Source organism: Blautia caecimuris (assembly GCF_024622975.1).
GTDB lineage: Bacteria > Bacillota > Clostridia > Lachnospirales > Lachnospiraceae > Blautia_A > Blautia_A caecimuris.
The window spans coordinates 80,919-98,190 of record NZ_JANJZT010000004.1 but is presented as its reverse complement, the minus strand read 5'-3'; the positions used below and the strand labels follow the sequence as shown (position 1 = coordinate 98,190).

At 44.7% G+C, this 17,272-nt stretch carries 14 protein-coding genes; 4 read left to right on the top strand and 10 right to left on the bottom strand.

The window, feature by feature from the left end; translation table 11 throughout:
• Window positions 1-76 precede the first annotated feature (76 nt).
• The 5 genes from NSA57_RS04205 to NSA57_RS04185 form a co-directional block, all read right to left on the bottom strand.
• Window positions 77-613, bottom strand: coding sequence for a prolyl-tRNA synthetase associated domain-containing protein (locus NSA57_RS04205; RefSeq protein WP_147598518.1), 537 nt, complete (start codon window positions 611-613; stop codon window positions 77-79).
• A gap of 204 nt (window positions 614-817) precedes the next feature.
• Window positions 818-2,113, bottom strand: a complete 1,296-nt coding sequence (locus tag NSA57_RS04200; protein ID WP_147598519.1) for a PcsB-like coiled-coil domain-containing protein — start codon at window positions 2,111-2,113, stop codon at window positions 818-820.
• A 209-nt stretch (window positions 2,114-2,322) separates the two neighbouring features.
• Entirely contained in the window at window positions 2,323-2,613 is a 291-nt protein-coding gene (gene spoVG, locus NSA57_RS04195; protein ID WP_022068451.1) for a septation regulator SpoVG, read from the bottom strand.
• An 87-nt stretch (window positions 2,614-2,700) separates the two neighbouring features.
• Complete coding sequence (gene glgD, locus NSA57_RS04190; protein WP_022068452.1) at window positions 2,701-3,819, bottom strand: glucose-1-phosphate adenylyltransferase subunit GlgD; 1,119 nt, start codon at window positions 3,817-3,819, stop codon at window positions 2,701-2,703.
• Window positions 3,816-5,093, bottom strand: coding sequence for a glucose-1-phosphate adenylyltransferase (locus NSA57_RS04185; protein WP_173751969.1), 1,278 nt, complete (start codon window positions 5,091-5,093; stop codon window positions 3,816-3,818). Before NSA57_RS04185 ends, glgD begins: the two co-directional genes overlap by 4 nt.
• Window positions 5,094-5,367: 274 nt before the next feature.
• On the opposite strand from NSA57_RS04185, the gene murC reads away from it, so the two are divergent.
• From murC to NSA57_RS04165, 4 genes are all read left to right on the top strand, one after another.
• Window positions 5,368-6,747, top strand: coding sequence for a UDP-N-acetylmuramate--L-alanine ligase (gene murC / locus NSA57_RS04180; protein ID WP_147598520.1), 1,380 nt, complete (start codon window positions 5,368-5,370; stop codon window positions 6,745-6,747).
• A gap of 300 nt (window positions 6,748-7,047) precedes the next feature.
• Window positions 7,048-8,079 (top strand): DnaD domain protein, encoded by a 1,032-nt coding sequence (locus NSA57_RS04175; protein WP_147598521.1) that lies wholly within the window; start codon window positions 7,048-7,050, stop codon window positions 8,077-8,079.
• Window positions 8,080-8,101: 22 nt separating this feature from the next.
• Complete coding sequence (locus tag NSA57_RS04170) at window positions 8,102-9,091, top strand: ATP-binding protein (protein ID WP_147598522.1); 990 nt, start codon at window positions 8,102-8,104, stop codon at window positions 9,089-9,091.
• Window positions 9,092-9,094: 3 nt separating this feature from the next.
• A complete protein-coding gene (locus NSA57_RS04165; protein WP_147598523.1) occupies window positions 9,095-10,276 on the top strand; it encodes a ribose-phosphate pyrophosphokinase in 1,182 nt (393 codons plus the stop codon).
• A gap of 103 nt (window positions 10,277-10,379) precedes the next feature.
• Here the strand turns inward: NSA57_RS04165 and NSA57_RS04160 are convergent, their stop codons facing one another.
• From NSA57_RS04160 to NSA57_RS04140, 5 genes are all read right to left on the bottom strand, one after another.
• On the bottom strand, window positions 10,380-11,924 hold the full coding sequence (locus NSA57_RS04160; RefSeq protein WP_257464108.1) for an ATP-binding protein: 1,545 nt from the start codon (window positions 11,922-11,924) through the stop codon (window positions 10,380-10,382).
• Window positions 11,925-11,939: 15 nt separating this feature from the next.
• Window positions 11,940-13,001 (bottom strand): metallophosphoesterase family protein, encoded by a 1,062-nt coding sequence (locus tag NSA57_RS04155; RefSeq protein ID WP_147598525.1) that lies wholly within the window; start codon window positions 12,999-13,001, stop codon window positions 11,940-11,942.
• A 10-nt stretch (window positions 13,002-13,011) separates the two neighbouring features.
• Window positions 13,012-14,403 carry an asparagine--tRNA ligase gene (asnS, locus tag NSA57_RS04150; RefSeq protein WP_257464107.1) on the bottom strand — a complete coding sequence of 464 codons (1,392 nt, stop codon included), beginning with the start codon at window positions 14,401-14,403 and terminating at the stop codon, window positions 13,012-13,014.
• A 178-nt stretch (window positions 14,404-14,581) separates the two neighbouring features.
• Window positions 14,582-16,072, bottom strand: coding sequence for a UDP-glucose--hexose-1-phosphate uridylyltransferase (galT, locus tag NSA57_RS04145; RefSeq protein ID WP_257464106.1), 1,491 nt, complete (start codon window positions 16,070-16,072; stop codon window positions 14,582-14,584).
• Between the two features lie 18 nt (window positions 16,073-16,090).
• On the bottom strand, window positions 16,091-17,260 hold the full coding sequence (locus NSA57_RS04140; RefSeq protein WP_257464105.1) for a galactokinase: 1,170 nt from the start codon (window positions 17,258-17,260) through the stop codon (window positions 16,091-16,093).
• Window positions 17,261-17,272: the final 12 nt, after the last annotated feature.

The following is a 17,272-nucleotide window of genomic DNA, read 5'->3' as shown; positions in this document are numbered from 1 at the left end:
CTCCATGTTTTATAAAAAATTCATATTTCGTTTTTACTGATTCCCACAGCACTGCTCTGAGACTTTTTCCTCTATACTAAGGTAAACGAACCAGCTTTGGATTATGCTTCAATTCCGGTATTATTTTTTCTGTCATATCTTTTGTGCTGATTCTGAGACTTGAAGTATTGATGCAGGGATGACATCCTATATATTCTCCTTTCAGCACGTCCTCGTCGATCAGAAGCTGTACCCGGTTATCTCTGTCGTTCATCAGCCCCAGAATACTGGCTGAACCTGGAGTAATATCCAGAAACTGTTCCATATATTCAGGCTTTGCAAAAGAAAGCCTTGAGGAATTGATCTGAGCTGAAAGATCCTTTGTTTTGAACTTTTTATCCCCGGGCATCAGCAGGAGATAAAAGTCTGTTTCCTGTCTGTTGCACAAAAAAAGATTTTTACAGATCACAGCGCCCAGTATTTTGTCAACCTCCTCACAGGCCTCTATGGTCATAGCCGGCTTATGATCCACTCTTTCATAATGAATCCCAATAGAATCCAGAAAGTCATATGTTCTGATTTCTTTTCCCAGTCTTCCCTCTGTGTTCTGCGGTCTTCCACTTACAAGCTCCATTAATATCTTTCTCCTTTTTCCGTTTTTTGTCTCTTATATGAAAATATTCCCTGAACAAGCGGACAGGTCCGTCTCAAACGCTCAGAATCCTCACAAAGAATCTTTTATTTACCGGGAAAATGATACAGAATGTACTGTTTTCCGGGTAAAGAATAAAAGAGACCGTCATCTCTGGCAGTCTCTTCATGATATTCCTGTATGGTTTTAGTTCAGCTGATATACATCTGCATACTGCAGCCCAAAGCTTAATGCCTCTTCATGGCTTCCAAAATAAATATCCACATGTCCGTAAGGGGTTCCCAGATCCTCAACAGTATAAACAGTTCCGTTGATGAGAAGCTGTGTTCCAAAGGGAACTCCCGCCATAGCTACTGTATGACCTGCTGAAGGCATTACACCGCTGGCAGTGGCATTTCCCGCTGTTCCGCAGCACTGCGCACAGTTACAGTAAGCTGTCAGCATGAAGTTTCCAAGGTATGTACCCTGACTGGAACCGGAAGAATCAGAGCTTCCATCTGTATCTGACGGAGCTTCCGGCTCTGTTTCCGTATCCTCTGTGTACTCTTCCGTATATTCTTCTGTATATTCTTCTGCATCCTCTTCCGGAGCAACCTCCTCTACAGTAACATCACTGCTTGTAGAGCTGCTTTCAGAATCGGTTGTGTCTGTTTCCGGATCATATTCCGGTTCTTCACTTTCCTGTGAAGCGGCTTCCTGCTCTGCCGCTGCCTGTGCAGCCGCCTGAGCTGCTGCTTTTTCCTGTTCAGCCTGCTCCATCAGAGTTGCAATACTGCTGTCTGCGCTGTTTACCTGAGCCATCAGAACATTTGCCTCTTCCTGGCTTGCGCTGATCTGGCTGATATAGGAGTTGATGCTGTCACCGGTAGTTGCAACCAGAGACTGCACTTCCTGCTGCTTGGCGCTTTTTTCGGAAAGGAGACTGTTAATAGAGCTGGATTCCTCTTCTACCTTTTCCTCCTGTACCTGGATATTTTCCTGGGTTGCCTCATACTGCTTCAGCATATTTCTGTCATACTCGGAAATTTTTGAAATATTATCCGCCTGATTCAGAAAATCTGCCAGGCTTTCTGATGACAGAAGTGTTTCCAGCATGGAGTTTCCGCCGTTTTCATACATATAAACAATACGAAGCTTCATTGCCTCATACTGATTCTCTGCTGTTTTCTTTGCCCTTTCCAGCTCTGTCTGAACCTTTTTCAGCTCTTCTTCTTTTTCAGCTGCTTCCACACTGAGCTGTGAAATTGTATTTGTCAGTTCATTATATTGTGCGTCCAGTTCTGCCATATAGGATTCCAGTTCCTGTTTCTTGCTTTCCAGGCTGCTGATATTTGCCTGTGCCTGAGCAAGTCCCGCCTGTGCCTCCTGCTTTTGTGCCTGTGCGGCTGCGATCTGGTCTTCTGTGGATGCAAAAACGCTTGTCCCCATGGAAACAGTCAGGGCGCCGGTCAACAGCAGTGAAAGAACTTTCTTCATCTTCATATAAACACCTCATAATTTTTTTCGTAGGACAAGTATAACAACATTTCATTCAAAAATCAATACTTTTATTTTATTTCTGTAACAAATATGTAATATTTCGGCGGATACACGCAAAAAAAGAGACATTCTGGAGTAATTTTTTTCGACAAATTCTGCTTCAGAACATCTCTTTTACTAAATCATTTCGTTTTTATTACAGATATCCGGTGTTATTCCTCTGCTGCCTCTTCCTGCGCGTCCGTCTCGTTCATAACCTCCTGATATTTGTCAAGGATCAGAGTCTGTATTCTGTCTCTTGTTGTGGAATTAATAGGATGTGCAATATCACGGTATTCTCCGTCTGCCGCTTTACGGCTTGGCATTGCAATAAACAGTCCCTTTTCACCCTCGATCACTTTGATATCATGTACTACAAACTCATCATCAATTGTAATGGATACAACTGCTTTCATTTTTCCTTCTTTTGCAACTTTTCTCACACGTACATCTGTAATATTCATCTTTTTCTGCCCCTTTCATTTTGTATACGCCAACTGACCGGAAATCTGTTTTACTGCCCCATAAGCCGCGATCAGAAATTCCGTTTATCAAATTACGTAGCGATCATTTTTTTCTACCACGATTCTGACTCCGTCTTCTCCTCGATAATCAGAGTCTGCCCGGATCGTATCCCGGCTTTCTACAATACAGTTCTCAATGTGTGTATTATCTCCTATATATACGTCATTGAGGATCACAGAATTTCGTATCACACAGTTGTTGCCCACAAACACACCCTTAAACAGAACAGAATTTTCTACTGTTCCATTGATGATACAGCCACTGGCAACAAGACTGTTTTTCACAGAAGCTCCTGCATTATATTTTGCCGGAGGAAGATCGTCGATCTTTGTTTTTACCGCCGGTTCCTGTCTGAAGAAATAATTGCGGATTCCCGGCTCCAGAAATGCCATATTTGTTCTGTAATATGCTTCTGCCGTGGAAATATTGCTCCAGTAGGAATCAATCTTATATCCATAAATTCGTTTCAGATTCTTGTAACGGATCAGAATATCGTTTACAAAATCATGTCTGTCTTCCTGAGCAGCTCTTTCAAGCAGTTCGATCAGCTGTCTTCTTCGTATTACATAAATACCTGTAGACACAGTATTATAAGAAGAAATAATAGGTTTTTCCTCAAACTCCTCAATCCTGCAGTCATCATTCATGCGGATCACGCCAAACCGCTCTACTTCGCTCTGATCTCTGCACTCTGTACACACAACCGTAATATCAGCTCTTTTGGCAATGTGGAATTCCAGCACCTTATTATAATCCAGTTTATAAATTCCATCTCCTGAAGCAATAACAACATAAGGCTCATGGCTGTTTTTCAGGAATGTAATATTCTGATAAATAGCATCCGCTGTTCCCTGATACCACAGACTGTTTTCTTTTGTGATAGTAGGTGTGAACACAAAAAGCCCACCCTGCTTTCTTCCGAAATCCCACCATTTTGAGGAACTCAGATGTTCATTCAGTGATCTGGCGTTATACTGAGTCAGTACTGCCACCTTCTGAATATGGGAATTTGCCATATTGCTTAATGCAAAGTCAATGGCGCGGTAGCTTCCCGCTACAGGCATGGCTGCAATGGCTCTTTTGTTTGAAAGTTCCCTCATACGGTTATTGTTTCCGCCTGCCAGAATAATTCCAAGTGCTCTCATGCCTTCTCACCGTCCTTTGCCTTGATGTTCTGTCCGCTTTCCAGTATTCCCTCCGGATAGTCCTCCGGCACAGTCACTCCGGACACAGATGTATTTTTACCGATTTTTACATTGTCAGGGATCACACTGTGCTCGCCTACTGTGGCAATCCCAAAGGCATATACCGCAGGTTTCAGCACATTGGGAGCTTCTTCTCCGCAGCCGAGAGTTACATTCTTTCCGATCACAACATCCTCTGCCACAATTGCCTTGTCCATTACAGTGCCTTCACCCACCACGGAATTGCGCATGATAATAGAATCTCTGATCACACAGCCCTTTTCAATTACAACATTAGGACCGATCACAGAATGATGTACTTCACCGTAAATTTCAGCACCTTCCCCGATCAGACATTTATCTGTTACCGCATCTGCTGAAATATACTGAGGCGGAATAATATCACCTTTTGTATAAATTTTCCAGAATTCTTCATAAAGATTAAACTCCGGAATAATATCGATCAGTTCCATATTGGCTTCCCAGTAAGATCCAAGCGTACCCACATCTTTCCAGTAGCCATTATACTCATAGGCAAAAAGTCTCTGACCTTTCTCCTTACAGTACGGAAGAATATGCTTTCCGAAATCGCAGCTGTTCTGATCCTTCAGAGCGATCAGAGCCTCCTTGAGAACCGGCCAGCTGAAAATATAAATTCCCATAGACGCAAGATTGCTGCTCGGCTTCTCCGGTTTTTCCTCAAATTCTGTTACCCTTCCGGTTTCATCTGTTACCATGATCCCGAAACGGCTTGCCTCTTCAATAGGAACAGGCATACATGCAATGGTAATGTCTGCTTTATTTGCCTTGTGGAAGTCCAGCATTACCTCATAGTCCATCTTATAGATATGATCTCCTGATAAAATCAGAACATAATCCGGATTATACTGTTCCATGTAATCCAGATTCTGAAAAATCGCATTGGCAGTTCCCGTATACCACTCACTGCTTGTACTCTTTTCGTAGGGAGGAAGAACTGTGACTCCGCCTTCATTTCTGTCCAGATCCCACGGAATACCGATTCCAATATGAGTATTTAAACGCAGCGGCTGATACTGTGTCAGAACTCCCACTGTATCAATGCCTGAATTGATGCAGTTGCTCAGCGGAAAATCAATGATACGGTACTTTCCGCCAAATGCGACAGCCGGTTTTGCAACCTTTTCTGTCAACACACCAAGTCTGCTGCCCTGACCGCCAGCCAGAAGCATGGCAATCATTTCCTTCTTCATCATCATGCACTCACCCCTTGTATGTTATGATTTTTTAATTATATCATACTTCCCCTTATTAGTGAACATTTTTTACAATATTTTTGCTGTTTATTTGTATTTTTTTGGAGCTATTGCACATGTTTTTCCCCTGTACTCTCTCACCCCGGCAGCCTGGTCAAAATACCTTCCTGATCGCCTTTCGGAATTACATTCTGCCCTTTAAGAAACACTTTTCATTTAAGGCTGATAGGGTTATAATAGGAACATATTCATGAATGAACAGGAGAATAATACTATGTATCAGATAGACTTCAAAAAACCGATGGCTATTCATTTTATTGGCATCGGCGGTATCAGTATGAGCGGACTGGCTGAGGTTCTTCTTGAAGAAGGCTTCACTATCTCCGGCTCTGACGCAAAAGAAAGCCCTCTTACCAGAACTCTGGAAGAAAAAGGCGCAAAAATCTACTACGGACAGCGGGCCTCCAATATTTCCGATACCGTTCAGGCTGTTGTGTACACTGCTGCAATCCACCCGGACAATCCGGAATTCAGAAAAGCTCAGGAGATGAATCTTCCCATGCTCACAAGAGCCCAGCTTCTGGGACAGATCATGCGCAATTATGACACCCCTGTTGCAGTAGCGGGAACTCACGGCAAAACAACCACTACCTCCATGCTTTCCCACATTCTGCTGAAAGGTGACTGCGATCCTACCATCAGCGTAGGCGGCATTCTTCCGGCTATCGGAGGAAATATCCGTGTAGGACAGTCAGAGACCTTCCTGACCGAAGCCTGTGAGTATACAAACAGCTTTCTGAGCTTTTTCCCGAAGATCAGCATTATCCTGAATATTGATGCGGATCATCTGGATTTCTTCAAGGATATTGAAGATATCCGCTGCTCTTTCCGCAAATTTGCAGAGCTTCTTCCTGAGGACGGAACTCTCATCATCAACGCAGATACACCGCAGTACGAAAAAATCACAGAAGGACTGTCCTGCCAGGTACTTACCTACAGTCTGGAGCATGAGGCAGATTATACAGCTTCTGATATTACCTATAACGAGCTTGGCCATGCCACCTTTACTGTATGCCATAAAGGACAGGCTCTTGGCACCTGCTCCCTAAGTGTTCCGGGAGTACATAATGTTTCCAATGCACTTTCCGCCATTGCCGCAGCCCGGCTTTTAGATCTTTCCTGGGAAGTAATCGCAGAGGGGCTGAACAGCTTTACAGGCACAGACCGGCGTTTTCAGTATAAAGGCCAGATCGGCGGAGTGACCATTATTGATGACTATGCTCATCATCCCACAGAAATTGAGGCAACTCTTCATGCTGCTGCAAATTATCCGCACAAAAAGATCTGGTGCGTGTTCCAGCCTCATACCTACACCCGCACCAAGGCGCTTCTTCCTGAATTTGCAAAAGCGCTTTCTCTGGCTGACCACGTGGTACTGGCTGATATCTACGCGGCAAGAGAGACCGATACTCTTGGAATTTCTTCAGAAGATCTGAAAGAGAAAATCGCAGAACTTGGAACTTCCTGCGAATATTTCCCGACTTTTGATGAAATCGAGAATTTTTTACTTGAAAATTGTACACAGGGTGACCTGTTGATAACTATGGGGGCCGGAGACGTTGTAAATATAGGAGAACAGCTTCTCGGAAACTAAGTTATCCACATTATCCACATGTTTATGCACATATCCCCCGTGCCGGACATGTGGATTTTTTATGCCTCCATCATCCGACATTCTTCTACAGCAATTTTATCTATTTTTAATGAAAAAGCAACAAAACACGCGGTTTCCGAGATTTATGGCAAATATTCGAGAAAATTCGTTGTCCACATTATCCACATTATCCACATTTTTATGTGGAAAGATTTCCCCGTAAAATACCCTATTCTCATTTGAAAAATCTTGTGCTATAATGCAGGTGACTTAAAAGATTCAGAAAGCGGGAGATCGTTCATGAGCATGATTACACTGCAGAAGCCCTCCCAGTCAGAGGTTACGCTTCTGTCCAATATTTTTATAGATGACTACATGCCGGAGGCCAATGGTGAGTTTGTAAAGGTTTACATTTATCTTTTACGGGCGCTGTCCACTACTCCGGTTTCTTTCACGTTGGAACAGATGGCCGACCACCTGCTCTGTACAGAAAGGGATATTCTGCGGGCGCTGAAATACTGGTCCAGACAGGAGCTTCTTGCCCTGGACTTCGCTGCAGATAAAAGTCTCCGCGGCATTGCCCTGCTTCTGCCAAAGGCAAAAGCCTCTGCTGAAGACGAGACGGCTGCCGCCGCTTTAAAGCAGGCAGTACCGGCCAAAGCCGCACCGCTTACGCCGGACCGTGTAAAAGAACTGAAACAGAACGAAGATATTATCCAGCTTCTTTATATTGCAGAACAGTATCTGGGCAAAACCCTGTCCCCCACGGAAATACAGAAGATTCTTTTCTTCTATGACGGCCTGGGCTTTTCCGCAGATCTGATCGAATACCTGATCGAGTACTGCGTCAGCCGCAGTCATAAAAGCATCCGGTACATGGAGACCGTTGCCCTTGCCTGGGCTCAGGAGGGAATCTCCACTGTGGCGGAAGCCAAAAAATCCAATGCCCGGTACAGCAAGGATTATTATTCCATTCTGAAGGCTCTGGGAATCACCAACAGAAGCCCTGTGGAAACAGAGATCACTCTGATGGACACCTGGCTGAAAACTTATGGTTTTTCTATTGCCATCATTCAGGAAGCCTGCACCAGAACAGTTCTGCAGACAGGACAGGCCAGCTTCCAGTATACGGACAAGATCCTGGAGGGCTGGAAAAAGAAACAGGTAAAAACTCTGGAGGATATCCAGGCTCTGGACGCAGAGCACAAGAAACGGAAGCAGGACAAAAAACAGTCCAAACCTGCCGCTCCTGCTTCCGGCAACCGCTTTAATAATTTTCAGCAGAGAGAATATAATTTTGACGAATATGAAAAACGCCTGCTGAACCAGTAATTTTCAGGCAAGGAGGGATGACGTGTCTTTACAGAATTTTCAGTATGATATTATTATGAGAGAATACAACCGGAGACAGACTCAGGTTATGCACGACCTGGAAAAACGACGCTCCTGCGCCTTTGCAAAGGCTCCCCGGCTGGCAGAGATCGACCGTGAGGTCGCTTCTCTCAGTGCCCAGAAGGCACGTTCTCTGCTCTGCGGTCAAAGCAGCTCTGTGGAAGATCTGAAAAGATCCGTAGCTCTGCTGTCCCGTGAGCGCCGTTCTCTGCTGAAAGAAAACGGCTTTCCTGAAGATTATCTGGAACCTCATTACCTCTGTCCCCGCTGCCAGGATACAGGCTACACGGACACAGGCAAATGCTCCTGCTTCAAAAAAGCAGAGATCGAACTTCTTTATACTCAGTCCAATCTTGCAGAGATTCTGGAAAAAGAAAATTTTGAGCACTTTTCTTTTGACTGGTATTCTGATACAATAAAAAACGAGGCAACCGGACTGACCGCAAGAGAAACAGCAAAGCATGCCTATGATACTGCTGTGAATTTTGTACGCAATTTTGATTCCGGCTGCCAGAATCTTTTTCTGTACGGCAGCACCGGAGTAGGCAAAACCTTCCTCTCCCACTGCATTGCCCGTGAATTGCTGAAAACCGCTCACTGCGTGCTTTATTTTTCAGCTTTTGATCTTTTTGACAAACTGGCGCAGAATACTTTTGCCAGAAAGACAGAAACGGATCCGGGAGAAGATTTTATTTACGACTGTGATCTTCTGATCATTGACGACCTTGGTACAGAGCTTACCAACAGCTTTGTATCTTCTCAGCTTTTTTTGTGCATCAATGAGCGGCTTGCCCGCAGAAAATCCACCATCATCTCTACCAATCTGAAGCTGGAGGATTTTTCTGCCACCTATTCCGAGAGAACCTTTTCCCGGATCGCAAGCAATTTTCAGATGCTGAAACTCATTGGAAAAGATATCCGCATACAGAAAATATTTTTAGGAGGAAAATAAAGAATGGCACAGTTAAGCACCAAAGATCTCACAACACTCCCTGTAGGAAGACTTGGGCTGATCCCTCTGGAAAGCTGTCAGTCCCTTGGCTCCAAGGTCAATGACTGGCTTGTAAAATGGAGACAGGAAAGAAATCATCAGGAGCTTAATTCCTTTGCTTTTGAAGGTTATCAGAGAGATTCCTACATCCTCGGAGTACAGACTCCCCGTTTTGGTTCCGGAGAAGGAAAATCCGTGATCACAGAGTCTGTCCGCGGCGATGACATTTATCTTATGGTAGATGTATGCAATTACAGCATGACCTACCGTATCAGCGGCTTCACCAACCTGATGTCCCCTGACGACCATTTCCAGGATCTGAAGCGTGTGATCGGAGCAATCGGCGGCAAAGCAAGAAGAGTCAATGTTATCATGCCTTATCTTTATGAGAGCCGCCAGAACAAACGTGTAGGACGTGAATCACTGGACTGCGCCACAGCTCTTCAGGAGCTGACCGGAATGGGTGTGGAAAACATCATTACCTTTGACGCCCATGACGCCCGTGTTCAGAACGCAACTCCTCTTCATGGTTTTGAAACTGTTCAGCCATCCTATCAGTTTATCAAGGCTCTTCTCAGAAACGAAGAAGGTCTTCGCATTGACAATGAGCATTTTGCTATCATCAGCCCTGACGAAGGAAGCATGAACCGCGCCATTTATCTTGCCAATATCCTTGGCGTTGATATGGGTATGTACTATAAGCGTCTCGATTATTCCAGACGTGTAAACGGACGTCATCCGATCGCTGCCTATGAATTCCTGGGACCGAAGCTGGAAGGCAAGGATATGATCCTGATCGACGATATGATCTCCTCCGGAGACACTGTTCTCAAGATCGCTTCTCTTCTTAAAAAGAGAGGAGCAGGACGAATCTATATCTGCTCTACTTTCGGTCTGTTTACAGATGGTCTGGACAAATTTGACGAAGGCTTCAAAAACGGCGTATTTGACAAGCTTCTTACTACCAACCTTGTATACCAGACACCGGAGCTTCTTGAAAAATCATATTATATTACCTGTGATATGAGTAAATATATTGCTCTTATCATCGACACTCTGAACCATGATATGTCTGTCAGCCACCTTCTGAATCCGGTAGACCGTATCAAACGCTGTGTAAGCAACTATATGGATCAGTATAAATAATTTTCAGAAGGCTCACATCAGGCGCCTGAAAGCAATAAACTGACACCGCAGAAAAGCCCCCTGCACAGTCCTGTGACTGCCAGAGGGCTTTTCCCGTATTCATTTACAGCGCTATTTTATTATAGGCAATTCCATTCTTTTCCAGAATTTCCATTTCTCTCTGCCTGCAGCTGCAGATGATCACCTGACGTTTCTCTTTTGCCAGCCATTTCAGCACAGAGGTAAGGCGTTCCTCATCATACATGCCAAATACCTCATCCAGAAACACGGGAAGCTGCTCTCTGCCGCACAGAAGCTCTCCTGCCGCCATTCTCAGGGAAAAGTAGATCTGCTCCACAGTTCCTCTGCTGAGGCTTTCCAGAGGCACGGTACGCTCTCCGGTATTTACTGTCATATGGAGATCTGCGTCCATAAGAATTTCCGTATACCTGCCTCCTGTGATCTCAGAAAGGATTCCGGAGATCCGTCTTCTGAGCTTTCCTCCCACCTGTCGGTGAATATCCCTTGAAATCTGATCGATCACTGTCATAGCCAGATTCAGAGATTCTATTTCCATTTCTTCTGCAAGAGGAAAATAAACGTACTCTTCAGCCTCTCTGTATTCTGCCGCAGCGTTTTCCAGGGCCGTTTCCTTTTCCTTCCGGGCTTCTCTGATATTTTCCCGGCTCCAGGAAAGCTTCTCCTGTCTTGCAAGAAGGCGGTTTTTCTGCCATTCTTTTTTTTCTGTTTCCTCAGATACACGCATTCTCACAAGATAGGCGCCGACTCCTGCCGCAATGCCGATCACACCAATGACCATGGCAGTAATCAGGCTTTTTGTGATTCCGGCTACTGCCAGAGCTCCGCCGATTCCGAATATAAGAGCTGTCGTTATCACAAACTCCAGAATTTTCCGCTTCCTGTAAAGCGCTGCGATCCCCGTTTCCAGATCACCGATCCCGCTTCCGTCGCCGCCTATATAAAAGCTTTTTTCCTGTCCGGAAACCCTGTTTTCCTTTTCCTCAAGCTCTTTAAGCTCGCCTCTGATATATTCCATTCCGGAAGCTATTTTTTCTTTTTCCCTCTGGTTTTCTCTTTTTTTCTGTTCTGCCTGTACCTGATAGCCTTTTCTGGCCATTTTCAGCATCTGCATGGTCCGTCCCAGATCTACGGAGCTGTCCCCTGCTCCCTGATAGCTGGCCATATAGTTCTGGACTTCTCTTACCAGCTCCGGGCCTGTGGTGCTTTTCAGCTGAGCCACTGAAACTGTGTTTTCATAAACCGTCTCACTGATACCGCCAAGCACAGCATCCAGATCTCCCTGGGCCACATCCAGGATCTCTCCGTCATCCTCACAGAGAAATTCTGTTGTAGGGTTCTCCTTATAAAAGTTTCTCGTAAGCCGGAAATTCTTTCCACCGTTTTCAAACCACAAAGTTCCACCATAATCAGCAGAATTTTTCCAGGGCAGATACAGATTGTAAGCATCCTTACGGGCAGCGCGGCCTCTCTGTCTCTGGATTCCATACAGCATACTTCTCACAAAGGTATGCGTAGTAGTCTTTCCGCTTTCGTTGTCGCCGTACAGCACATTGATTCCATCTGAAAACTCCATGGTCCTGTCCTGAAGCTTTCCAAAATTCCTGACTGTAATTCGTTTTATGATCATAATTCTTTCCCGCCGTTAATTGAGTATGCTGGTTTCCAGCAATGCCTGGAGCCCGTGATACAAGGCCTTTTCCTCCACCACAGTCAGCTCTCTTCCCATAAAATATCCAATATAGTCTCCGATCAGAGTTCCTGTATACTTTCTGTACAGCTCTTCCAGATCATAAGCAGGTCTGGATTCATCCAGAACCTCCACAATATTTCCCAGCTTTTTCAGCCGTTCTGTAAGAAGAATAAATTCAGGAGCGCGTCTTCCCCTGAGAATCAGTCTGTAAATATTTTTTCCGCCCCGTTTCAGGATCTCTCCCTTCAGCATCTCCTCCAGAGAATACTGAGTGGAGGTCTCATCCAGGGTAAGAAGAAGATTCTGATAGCTTCTGGATGCAAAAGGAACAAATTTCAGACGCATTCTGCCATTGTCATAGCTTCCCTCAATATAACCGTGATCTCCTGTATCGTTTCGGTCAATGGGTTCCAGAGCTCCGGGATACAGGGCTTTTCCCCTTACCATTGCCTGAGGCTTATGAATGTGCCCAAGAGCCAGATAAGTAAAGCCTGAGGAAAGAATTTTTTTTGCATCCATGGGAATATGCTTCTCATCGCCGCCGTGAGCAAGAAGCACATGAAAGCCCTGTTCCTGCTCCGGCTGCCAGCTGTCATACAGAGGTTCTTTTATCTCCTGATGCTCATAACTCATTCCGTAAACAAAAGTCTGAAGCTCTTCAATATATGCGCAGCTCATTTTCTCACTATCGAAAAATGTCACATTAGGTTCCCATGCAAATCCCCTGTAAAAAGAATTTCTCTTCATATAGTCATGATTGCCTGCCATCAGGAACACTCTGGTTTCCGGTATGGTGGAAAAAAGATAATTAACCTCTTTCAGCTCCTTCAGAAGGGGCTGCCGGTGAAAAAGATCTCCTGCTATAAATAACAAATCCACCGGATCCCTGCGTACAGACGCAATGACCCGGCGGAAAGTTTCCCAGATCTCTTCCTCCCGCTCATGGCTCCACGGGCAGCCCCTGTCGGGAACCGCCCCCAGATGAACATCTGCAAGATGAATAAATCTTATCATTTATGACTCCTTATAAATCGCAGTTGTTTACTGTTCTCGGGAAAGGAATTACGTCGCGGATATTGCCCATTCCTGTCAGATACATAACGCAGCGCTCAAATCCCAGTCCAAAACCGGAATGACGGGTAGATCCGTATTTACGCAGATCCATGTAGAACTGATAGTCCTCTGCTTTCAGACCAAGCTCATCCATGCGGGCTTTCAGCTTATCGTAATCGTCCTCTCTCTGGCTTCCGCCAATGATCTCTCCGATTCCCGGAACAAGGCAGTCCATAGCAGCAACGGTTTTTCCATCCTCATTCTGTTTCATGTAGAAAGCCTTGATCTCCTTCGGATAATCTGTTACAAATACAGGCTTCTTAAAGATCTGCTCTGTCAGATAGCGTTCATGCTCTGTCTGAAGGTCGCAGCCCCAGAATACCTTGTAGTCAAATTTGTCATTGTTCTTTTCCAGAAGCTCAATCGCTTCTGTATAAGTCACATGACCGAACTCAGAATCGATCACATGGTTCAGACGGTCCAGAAGTCCTTTATCCACAAAGGAATTAAAGAAGTTCATCTCCTGAGGAGCGTTCTCCAGCACATAGCGGATCACATATTTCAGCATGTCCTCAGCAAGATCCATGTTATCATTCAGGTCTGCAAACGCACACTCCGGCTCGATCATCCAGAATTCAGCCGCATGACGGGTGGTGTTGGAGTTTTCTGCACGGAAAGTAGGTCCAAAAGTATAAATGTTGCGGAATGCCTGAGCATAGGTTTCACCGTTCAGCTGTCCGCTTACTGTAAGGTTTGTTTCTTTTCCAAAGAAATCCTGAGTGTAATCAACCTTTCCGTTGTCATCTACAGGCGGATTCTGAGGATCCAGAGTGGTAACACGGAACATTTCTCCTGCTCCCTCACAGTCGCTTCCTGTGATCAGAGGTGTATGGACATATACAAAGCCTCTCTCCTGGAAAAATTTATGGATTGCATATGCACAGAGAGAACGGACACGGAACACTGCCTGGAAGGTATTTGTCCTTGGTCTTAAATGTGTCATTGTTCTCAGGTATTCCATGGTGTGGCGTTTCTTCTGAAGAGGATAATCAGGCGCAGACGCTCCCTCCACCTGTACTTCTGATGCCTGGATCTCAAAAGGCTGTTTAGCCTCCGGTGTTGCAACCAGAGTTCCCTTTACAATAATGGCAGCTCCTACATTGAGCTTGCTGATCTCCGCAAAATTATCCATGGTATCATGATAGACTACCTGAAGTGTATCAAAACAGGAACCGTCATGAAGTACAATAAATCCAAATGCCTTGGAGCCACGGACGCTGCGCACCCAGCCGCCTACGGTCACTTCCTGATCCAGAAAGATTTCCCGGTCTGTGTAAATTTCTTTTACAGTTGTAAGTTTCATAATCTATTTCCTCTCTCTGTTTAATGATAACTCATGATATAAAAAGCGAAGCAGATGTACAAACATCCGTTTCGCTTTCTAGTATATCCCATTCACTGTGTTCCTGCAAGGTGTAAATGCAGGAGTTTTACGGAAATCCGCCCGGTTCCCGGGAACGGAACTCCTGCCTCAGAAAATATCAGAGTTTTTCTACAAAACGCATAAAGGCGGATCTGCCTTCCTCTGTGCATTTATAAACACCGGCATCCTCCAGTACATGAACAAACACATTTCCAACTTCCTTCTGAAGGATCTCATGGATATTGTCTCTGTTCAGATCCTTATATTTTGGAAGGAACTGCTGTACCCATGAGGCATGTTTTTCAATCTTTTCATTGGAGGAAATGTCTTTTCCTTCCAGAATGTACTCTTCCAGAAGCTCCAGCTCTTCTTTCAGACGCGCCGGCAGTACTGCAAGGCCCATAACCTCAATGAGACCGATATTTTCTTTTTTGATGTGGTGGTACTCTGCATGAGGATGATATACGCCCAGAGGATTTTCCTCTGTAGTAATATTATTTCTCAGCGTCAGATCAAGCTCAAACAGATCATCTCTTTTACGGGCAATGGGCGTAATGGTATTATGAGGTTCTCCCTCTGTTTCCGCAAACACAAAGGCTTCCTCATCTGTATATCCTCTCCATACCTCCAGAATATGAGAAGCAAGATCGATCAGACGTTTTTCATCCTTATGACGGATTCGAAGAACAGACAGCGGCCATTTTACAATTCCCGCCTCTACATCTTCATATCCCGGAATAACTACATTTTTCTCAATGGGGGCTTTTGCCATGGCAAAGGTATAATGGCCTCCCTGGAAATGATCATGGGTTAAAATAGATCCGCCTACGATCGGAAGATCCGCATTGGAGCCCAGGAAATAATGAGGAAACAGCTTTACAAAATCAAAAAGCTTGATAAAGGTATTTCTCTCGATCTTCATGGGAGTATGCTGACTGTTAAATACAATACAGTGCTCATTGTAATATACATACGGTGAATACTGGAAGCCCCACGGACTGTCATTTACTGTAATAGGAATGATCCTGTGGTTTTCCCTTGCCGGATGGTTCACACGGCCTGCGTAGCCTTCATTTTCAGGACAGAGAAGACATTTGGGGTAACTGCTTGCCTTTGCATTTTTTGCTGCTGCAATGGTCTTTGGATCCTTTTCCGGTTTTGACAGATTGATTGTAATATCAATATCTCCATAAGGACTTTCCACTGTCCATTTCTGGTCTTTTTTTACACGATAGCGACGGATATAATCGCTGTCCTGGCTTAATTTGTAAAAATAATCCGTAGCCTCCTGAGGGCTGTTCTGATATCTGTCCCAGAATTCTTTCTGAACCTGAGCAGGTCTTGGCATCAGACAGTTCATAAGGCGTGTATCAAAAAGATCACGGTATACAACACTATCCTCGATCAGTCCACGTTTCACAGCCTCATCCAGAAGCTCTCCCAGAGTTTCCTCCAGATTCACATTTTCCGGTACTTCTTCCGGTTCTGTATATTCCTCTTCACGAAAGACATCCAGGAGGAGATTGATTGTATAATTTTTTTCACATTCAGGTGTCAGTCCTGTCTCAATTCCATACTGTACCAGTTTTCTGATGCTTTTACTTAACATGTTTTTATCCCCCTGATTTTATGCGATCACATGAGCTCCGTCACCGATGTCTACTACATAAAACTCTGCTTCATGTCCTACTTTTTCTTTGTACTGTTTTCCGATGGTATCAATAAAATGATCCACTGCGTCATTTTTCACAATACTTACTGTGCAGCCGCCGAAACCGCCTCCTGTAATACGGGAACCGATCACTCCCGGAATCTGCCATGCCAGGTCTACCAGAATATCGATCTCCTCACAGGAAACCTCATAATCGTCACGAAGAGAAACATGAGAAGCATTCATCAGTTTTCCGAACTCTTCCACATTGTCTGCTTTCAGCGCATTTACTGCTTTGATTGTACGCTGATTTTCATAAACTGCATGTTTTGCACGTTTTCTGCAGATGTCGCTTGTGATGGCTGATTTATGAGCTTCAAACTCTTCCTCGCTGAGATCCCCCAGAGTTCTGATATCCAATTCTTTCTGAAGTTCTTCAAGAGCTGTCTCACATTCGTTTCTTCTGTCATTATAGGCAGATCCCACCAGACTGTGTTTTACCTTACTGTTTGTAATAACGATTCTGGCGTCTTTCAGCTGTACCGGAGCATATTCAAATTCCAGAGTGCTTGTATCAAGGAAGATCGCGCAGTCTTTTTTGCCCATGGCGCTTGCAAACTGATCCATAATACCACAGTTCATTCCATTGAAATTGTTCTCTGAATACTGTCCGATCAGAGCCAGATCCTGCATGGAAAGTTCCTCAACGCCAAACATATCCTTCAGCATCAGACCTGTAAGAACTTCCAGAGACGCAGAAGAAGAAAGTCCGGAACCATTTGGAATATTTCCGTAGATCAGGAAATCCACACCATGCTCCAACTGAATGCCCCTTTTTTCAAACGCCCACATAACGCCCTTCGGATAGTTTGTCCATCCTGCCTGATCAGAAGGGATCAGGTCATCCAGGGAAGATTCGATCACACCAAGCTTGGAGAAGTTTACAGAATAAAAACGCAGTTTTCTGTCGTCTCTTTTGCGGGCCAGTCCATATGTACCCAGAGTCAGAGCGCAGGGAAATACATGTCCGCCATTGTAATCTGTATGTTCTCCAATCAGATTTACTCTTCCCGGCGCAAAGTACTCACGGATTTCTCCGCCTTCGCCATAAACCTCCACAAATTTTTCCATCAGTTCTTTCTGCATAATGCTGCCTCC

What these genes read in the sequence shown, in the direction of transcription:
- NSA57_RS04185 (WP_173751969.1), bottom strand. Translation starts at nt 5,093, where the DNA reads ATGATGAAGAAGGAAATGATTGCCATGCTTCTGGCTGGCGGTCAGGGC.
- NSA57_RS04155 (WP_147598525.1), bottom strand. Translation starts at nt 13,001, where the DNA reads ATGATAAGATTTATTCATCTTGCAGATGTTCATCTGGGGGCGGTTCCC.
- NSA57_RS04175 (WP_147598521.1), top strand. Translation starts at nt 7,048, where the DNA reads ATGAGCATGATTACACTGCAGAAGCCCTCCCAGTCAGAGGTTACGCTT.
- galT (WP_257464106.1), bottom strand. Translation starts at nt 16,072, where the DNA reads ATGTTAAGTAAAAGCATCAGAAAACTGGTACAGTATGGAATTGAGACA.
- asnS (WP_257464107.1), bottom strand. Translation starts at nt 14,403, where the DNA reads ATGAAACTTACAACTGTAAAAGAAATTTACACAGACCGGGAAATCTTT.
- NSA57_RS04160 (WP_257464108.1), bottom strand. Translation starts at nt 11,924, where the DNA reads ATGATCATAAAACGAATTACAGTCAGGAATTTTGGAAAGCTTCAGGAC.
- murC (WP_147598520.1), top strand. Translation starts at nt 5,368, where the DNA reads ATGTATCAGATAGACTTCAAAAAACCGATGGCTATTCATTTTATTGGC.
- glgD (WP_022068452.1), bottom strand. Translation starts at nt 3,819, where the DNA reads ATGAGAGCACTTGGAATTATTCTGGCAGGCGGAAACAATAACCGTATG.
- spoVG (WP_022068451.1), bottom strand. Translation starts at nt 2,613, where the DNA reads ATGAATATTACAGATGTACGTGTGAGAAAAGTTGCAAAAGAAGGAAAA.
- NSA57_RS04205 (WP_147598518.1), bottom strand. Translation starts at nt 613, where the DNA reads ATGGAGCTTGTAAGTGGAAGACCGCAGAACACAGAGGGAAGACTGGGA.
- NSA57_RS04165 (WP_147598523.1), top strand. Translation starts at nt 9,095, where the DNA reads ATGGCACAGTTAAGCACCAAAGATCTCACAACACTCCCTGTAGGAAGA.
- NSA57_RS04140 (WP_257464105.1), bottom strand. Translation starts at nt 17,260, where the DNA reads ATGCAGAAAGAACTGATGGAAAAATTTGTGGAGGTTTATGGCGAAGGC.
- NSA57_RS04200 (WP_147598519.1), bottom strand. Translation starts at nt 2,113, where the DNA reads ATGAAGATGAAGAAAGTTCTTTCACTGCTGTTGACCGGCGCCCTGACT.